This window comes from Terrabacter terrae (assembly GCF_039529575.1).
Classification (GTDB): domain Bacteria; phylum Actinomycetota; class Actinomycetes; order Actinomycetales; family Dermatophilaceae; genus Terrabacter; species Terrabacter terrae.
In genome coordinates, this window is sequence record NZ_BAAANB010000020.1 from 186,421 (window position 1) to 191,159 (window position 4,739).

Below are 4,739 nucleotides of genomic sequence, written 5' to 3' on the forward strand. Positions count from 1 at the left end.
ATCGTCTGGTAGGTCTCGGTGCCGCTGCCCTGGATGGTGCCGAGCAACATCATCCCGTCGGGGCGGGTGGCCAGGGAGCGCACCCGGCGCTCGGCGGCATACGCCATCCCCCGCTCGAAGGTGCGCGAGCCGACCTGCTGGGCGATGTCGGGGTCGGTGACGTCGCCCACCCACGTCGCTCGCCCCACGCTCCACGCCACCCGAGCACTCTACGTTCGCGCACCGACACGGTCCGGCCTTCCCTCCACAGGCTCCGGCAGGATGACGCCATGTCCGACCCGCGCACGCTGACCCTCGCCGACTTCCCGGTCCACCGCCCGGTGACGACCCGGTGGTCCGACAACGACATGTACGGCCACCTCAACAACGCCGTCTACTACGAGCTGTTCGACTCGGCGATCAACGGGTGGCAGGCCGAGCACCTGACCATCGACCCGATGACCGACGCGACCCAGGGCGTCGTGGCGGAGTCGTCGTGCGCGTTCTACGCCGAGGTGGCGTTCCCGACGCCGCTCGTCGTCGGCATCCGGGTGGTTCGGCTCGGGACGAGCAGCGTCACCTACCAGCTCGGGCTCTTCGTCGACCCCGACCGCAGTCCCGCGGCCGACGCGGCCATCAAGGCCCTGGGCCGCTGGGTGCACGTCGAGATCGACGCGAAGAGCCGCCGCTCCACGCCCATCCCGGCGCACCTGCGCGAGCTCATGCAGGCGGCGATGACGGAAGCCTGAGCTGGCTCTCGCGGTAGTCGCGCAGCTCGGCGATCACCGCTTCCTCGCGCTCGACCAGCTCGACCAGCTCGGGTGGCTCGGGCACGCCGGCGGACTCGGCCTCGGGGCTCGGCTCCGGGACGCGGACCCTGTCGATGCGGTCCTGCAGCTCGACGAGCTCGAGGATGAGCTCGCGGGCGCTGGGCACGGGTTCGGTGCCTGACATGGGGTCCTCCAGATGGACACGAGGCGTCGTATGCGTGGAGCCCGCTGGGTTGGAGGCGCGTCCACCTTGCGGGGCGTCAGGCACGGTGTCAAACCGGCGGAGACTGAACCACACCCTCCGCGGGTATGTGCGCGCTGCGTTGAACAAGCAGGCGCAGGAGCGGGGCTGCCGTGACGGCTGTCCCTCGAGCGAAGAAGCAATGCCATGCCTGCCGCACCGCTGAATGCCGGTCCCCTGGCTCCCACCCATGCCCCGGCCGCCTCGGGGGCCGTCTCGACGCCCGCAGCACCCGCCCTGCCGACGATCGGGGTCGAGGAGGAGTTCCTGCTCCTCGACCGCACCACCGGACTGCCGGTGCCTGTTGCAGGTCCCGTTCTGGCGCTCGCGAAGTCCGTCCACGGGCCCGCGCAGAACGCCCTCCAGCACGAGTTGCTCCGGTCGCAGGTCGAGACAGCCACCCCGGCCTGCTCCACGCTCGGGGAGGTGGCAGCGAGCCTGCGGGCGTCGCGGCGCGCGCTGGCGCTCGCAGCCGAGGAGCACCACGTCGGCCTGGGTGCTGTGGGCACGGCGCCGGACTGCCACGCGGAGCAGCCGGTCACCCAGGACACCCGCTACCTGGCCCTGCGGCGCACGGCGGGCGCCCTGGTCGACGAGCAGCTCCTCAACGGCATGCACGTCCACGTCGAGGTGCCGGACCGCGAGACCGGCGTCAAGGTGATGAACCGGCTGCGCCCGTACCTGCCTGTGCTGCTGGCCTTCTCGGCGAACTCGCCTGTCTGGCGCGGCCGCGACACCGGCTTCGCCAGCTGGCGGGCGGTGCACATGCAACGCTGGCCTGTCGAGGGCGCTCCACCCTTCTTCGCCGATGCGGCCGAGCACGAGGCGCACCTGAGCGCGCTGCTTCGCACCGGGGTCATCCTGGACCTGGGGATGGTCTACTGGCAGGCGCGGCTGAGCGAGCACTTCCCCACCATCGAGGTGCGGGTCGGCGACGTTGCTCCCGACGTGGACAGCGCCGTGGCGTTCGCCGGACTCGTGCGCGGCCTCGTGACCCAGGCGCTCGCCGACGAGGACGCCGGTCATCCCTGCCCCCAGCCGTCACCCTCGATCCTGCGCGCCGCCTCGTGGCAGGCGGCCAGCCACGGGCTGGACCGTGAGCTCGTGGTCCCGACGACGCTCGGCGACACTCCGCACCTGGACCCGGCGGTCGTCGTCGTGCTCGACGTCGCCCGACAGGTGGCTCCCCTGCTCGGCGACGAGGGGGAGGTCATGCTCTCGCTCGTACGCTCGGTGCTGGAGCGCGGCAACGGGGCCCGACGCCAGCGGGAGGCGCTCGCGCAGGGCGGTCTGCCAGCCGTGACGCACCTGGTCTGTGAGATCCCTGAAGAGGCGTGAGCCCCGCGTCAAGGATTCGAGACGCGGGTAACTGGCTCGCATGGACAGCAGCCAGGACACCCAGCAGCTCGACCAGGACAAGACACCGGTCCTCGACACCATCAAGCAGCTTCGCGATTCCGGCCTCTACCCCTTCTCGCTGCCGGGACACCGCTTCGGCAGGGGGATCGACGAGCGCACGGCCAGCGTGCTCTCCCGGGGCGCCTTCGAGGCGGACGTCATCATGGCGAAGTCCTCCGTGGGCGACGCGGAGAAGCTGTATGCCGCTGCCGTCGGCGCCCGCGACGCCGTCTTCACGACGTGCGGCTCGAGCATCTCGATCCACACCTGCCTGCTGACCCTCATCGGTCCGGGCGAGAAGATCCTCGTCGACCGCAACGTGCACAAGTCGGTGGTCGCCAGCCTCATCCTCGCCGGTGCCGAACCGGTGTGGCTGCGTCCCTCGTGGGACCACGAGCGCGAGATCGCCCACCCGGCGACGACCGAGACGGTCAAGCGGGCGCTCGAGGACGACCCCGAGATCCGCGCCGTCATGCTCATCACGCCGACCGAGTACGGCACCGGCGCGGACGTCAAGGGCGTCGCGGACCTCTGCCACGAGCACGGGCTGCCGCTCATGGTCGACGAGGCCTGGGGCGGCCACTTCGGCTTCCACCCGGACCCGCCGACAGCCGCCGTGAAGGCCGGTGCCGACCTGTCGGTCCAGAGCCTGCACAAGGCCGACGGAGGCCTCTGCCAGGCCTCGATGATCCTCGTCGGCGGCGACATCGTCGACACCGTGGACCTGCGGCTTCGGCTCGACCTCATCACCACGACCAGCCCCTCGCCGCTGATGTTCGGCTCGATCGACGGGTGGCGCCGGCACCTCGCTCTGAACGGCAAGGAACTCATCGACGGCGCGCTCAATCGTGCCGCGGCGATGCGGGAACGCCTGTCGGCCATCGAGGGCTTCACGGTCATCGACGAGTCGATCCACGAGACGACCGGCGTCGCGGAGTGGGACCCGCTGAAGCTCAGCGTCGACGTGTCGGCCCTGGGGATCACCGGCTACCAGGTCAAGGACTGGCTCGAGTCGGAGTGCCAGATCGCGGCCCAGCTCGGGGACGCGCGCCGGATCGTCTTCTCCCTGACGTACGCCGACGACGACCACGCGATGGACCGCCTGGGCGAGGCGATGGAGAAGCTCGCCACCGACCCGCCGAAGGAGCAGCGGCCCGCCCCTCAGATCCCACCGCTGGAGGAGCTGAACCTCGAGCAGGCCATGTCGCCACGCGACGCCTTCTTCGCCAAGACCGAGCAGGTCGAGGACCCCGTGGGTCGCATCGCCGCCGAGATGGTGAGCCCCTACCCGCCCGGCGTGCCCGCCGTGCTTCCCGGCGAGCGCTTCAACCAGGCGGTCGTCGACTACCTCCGGGCCGGGAAGGCTGCCGGCATGACGATCCCCGACGCCTCCGACCCGGACCTGAAGACCTTCCGGGTCGTCAAGGCGGAGGCGGACGACCTCACGAAGAGCTGACCGGCGTCCGGGCGGTGCGTCGCGCCGCCCGGCGCATCGCCGCGGTGTAGACCGGGCGCGCGAAGCGCTTGGCCCGCCAGGCGAGGTGCCCGTCGCGGTCGGTCAGGATGACGTCGCGGCGCGCGTCGATGCCGCGGACGACGATGGCGGCCACCTCCTCGGCGGAGCGTTTGGAGCCGCTCACCATCTTCTTGCCGGCTGCCTCCATCTCGGTGTCGGCGCCCTGGAAGGAGGCCCCGAGGTTGGTGCGGAAGAAGGACGGGCACACGACCGAGACGTCGATGTGGTGCGGCGCCAGCTCGTGCGAGAGCGTCTCACTCAGGGCGACGACCCCCGCCTTGACCGTGTTGTAGGCGGCCATGCCCGGGGCGTGGACGAGCCCCGCGAGCGACGCGGTGTTGACGATGTGGCCGCTGCCCTGCTCCTTGAGGAGCGGCGTGAAGGTGCGGCAGCCGCGGACGACGCCGAGCAGGTTGATGTCGACGATCCAGCGCCACTCGTCCATGGTCGCGACGTCGATGCGGCCGCCCGCGGCGACGCCGGCGTTGTTGACGAGCAGGTCGAGCCCGCCCCACGTCTCGCGGACGTGCGCGAGGGCGGCCGCCCACGCGTCGTCGCTGCGCACGTCGAGGGTCAGGTATGCCGCCGCCTCGGGCAGCACGTCGGGTCGGTCCTCGTGGATGTCGGTCGCGAGCACCTCGTCACCTCTCGCGACGAGGGCGCGCACGAGTGCGAGGCCGAGGCCGGAGGCCCCTCCCGTGACGAGGACGCGCCGGGGGGACGCGGGGGCGGTGGCGCGGGCGGAGGTGCGGGCGGAGGTGCGGGCGCGGGGCAGGCGTGACGGCATACGGCTCAACCTACTGGCGGACGGTGAGCGTGACCTTGCCGTGGGCGC

6 protein-coding genes are annotated in these 4,739 nt (G+C 71.5%); 3 read left to right on the forward strand and 3 right to left on the reverse strand.

The genetic code is table 11. The features are described 5' to 3' along the window. On the reverse strand, positions 1-200 hold a 200-nt coding region (locus ABD194_RS09910; protein ID WP_343990772.1), incomplete at its 3' end, for a hypothetical protein. A gap of 69 nt (positions 201-269) precedes the next feature. Between ABD194_RS09910 and ABD194_RS09915 the strand changes: the two genes are divergently transcribed. Further along, on the forward strand, positions 270-728 hold the full coding sequence (locus ABD194_RS09915) for an acyl-CoA thioesterase (protein WP_343990774.1): 459 nt from the start codon (positions 270-272) through the stop codon (positions 726-728). On the opposite strand, the gene ABD194_RS09920 is transcribed toward ABD194_RS09915, so the two are convergent. Then, the gene (locus ABD194_RS09920) at positions 700-933 is read right to left on the reverse strand and encodes a hypothetical protein (protein WP_343990776.1); all 234 of its coding nucleotides are present in this window, start codon (positions 931-933) and stop codon (positions 700-702) included. The two genes, ABD194_RS09915 and ABD194_RS09920, sit on opposite strands and share 29 nt — an antisense overlap. Positions 934-1,137: 204 nt before the next feature. On the opposite strand from ABD194_RS09920, the gene ABD194_RS09925 reads away from it, so the two are divergent. After that, positions 1,138-2,328: a carboxylate-amine ligase gene (locus ABD194_RS09925; RefSeq protein ID WP_343990778.1), complete on the forward strand. Its 1,191-nt coding sequence runs from the start codon at positions 1,138-1,140 to the stop codon at positions 2,326-2,328. 40 nt (positions 2,329-2,368) lie between these two features. Continuing rightward, on the forward strand, positions 2,369-3,844 hold the full coding sequence (locus tag ABD194_RS09930; protein ID WP_343990780.1) for an aminotransferase class I/II-fold pyridoxal phosphate-dependent enzyme: 1,476 nt from the start codon (positions 2,369-2,371) through the stop codon (positions 3,842-3,844). Here ABD194_RS09930 and ABD194_RS09935 read toward each other — a convergent pair. Next, positions 3,831-4,691 (reverse strand): SDR family NAD(P)-dependent oxidoreductase, encoded by an 861-nt coding sequence (locus tag ABD194_RS09935; RefSeq protein ID WP_343990782.1) that lies wholly within the window; start codon positions 4,689-4,691, stop codon positions 3,831-3,833. The two genes, ABD194_RS09930 and ABD194_RS09935, sit on opposite strands and share 14 nt — an antisense overlap. Between the last annotated feature and the right edge of the window lie 48 nt (positions 4,692-4,739).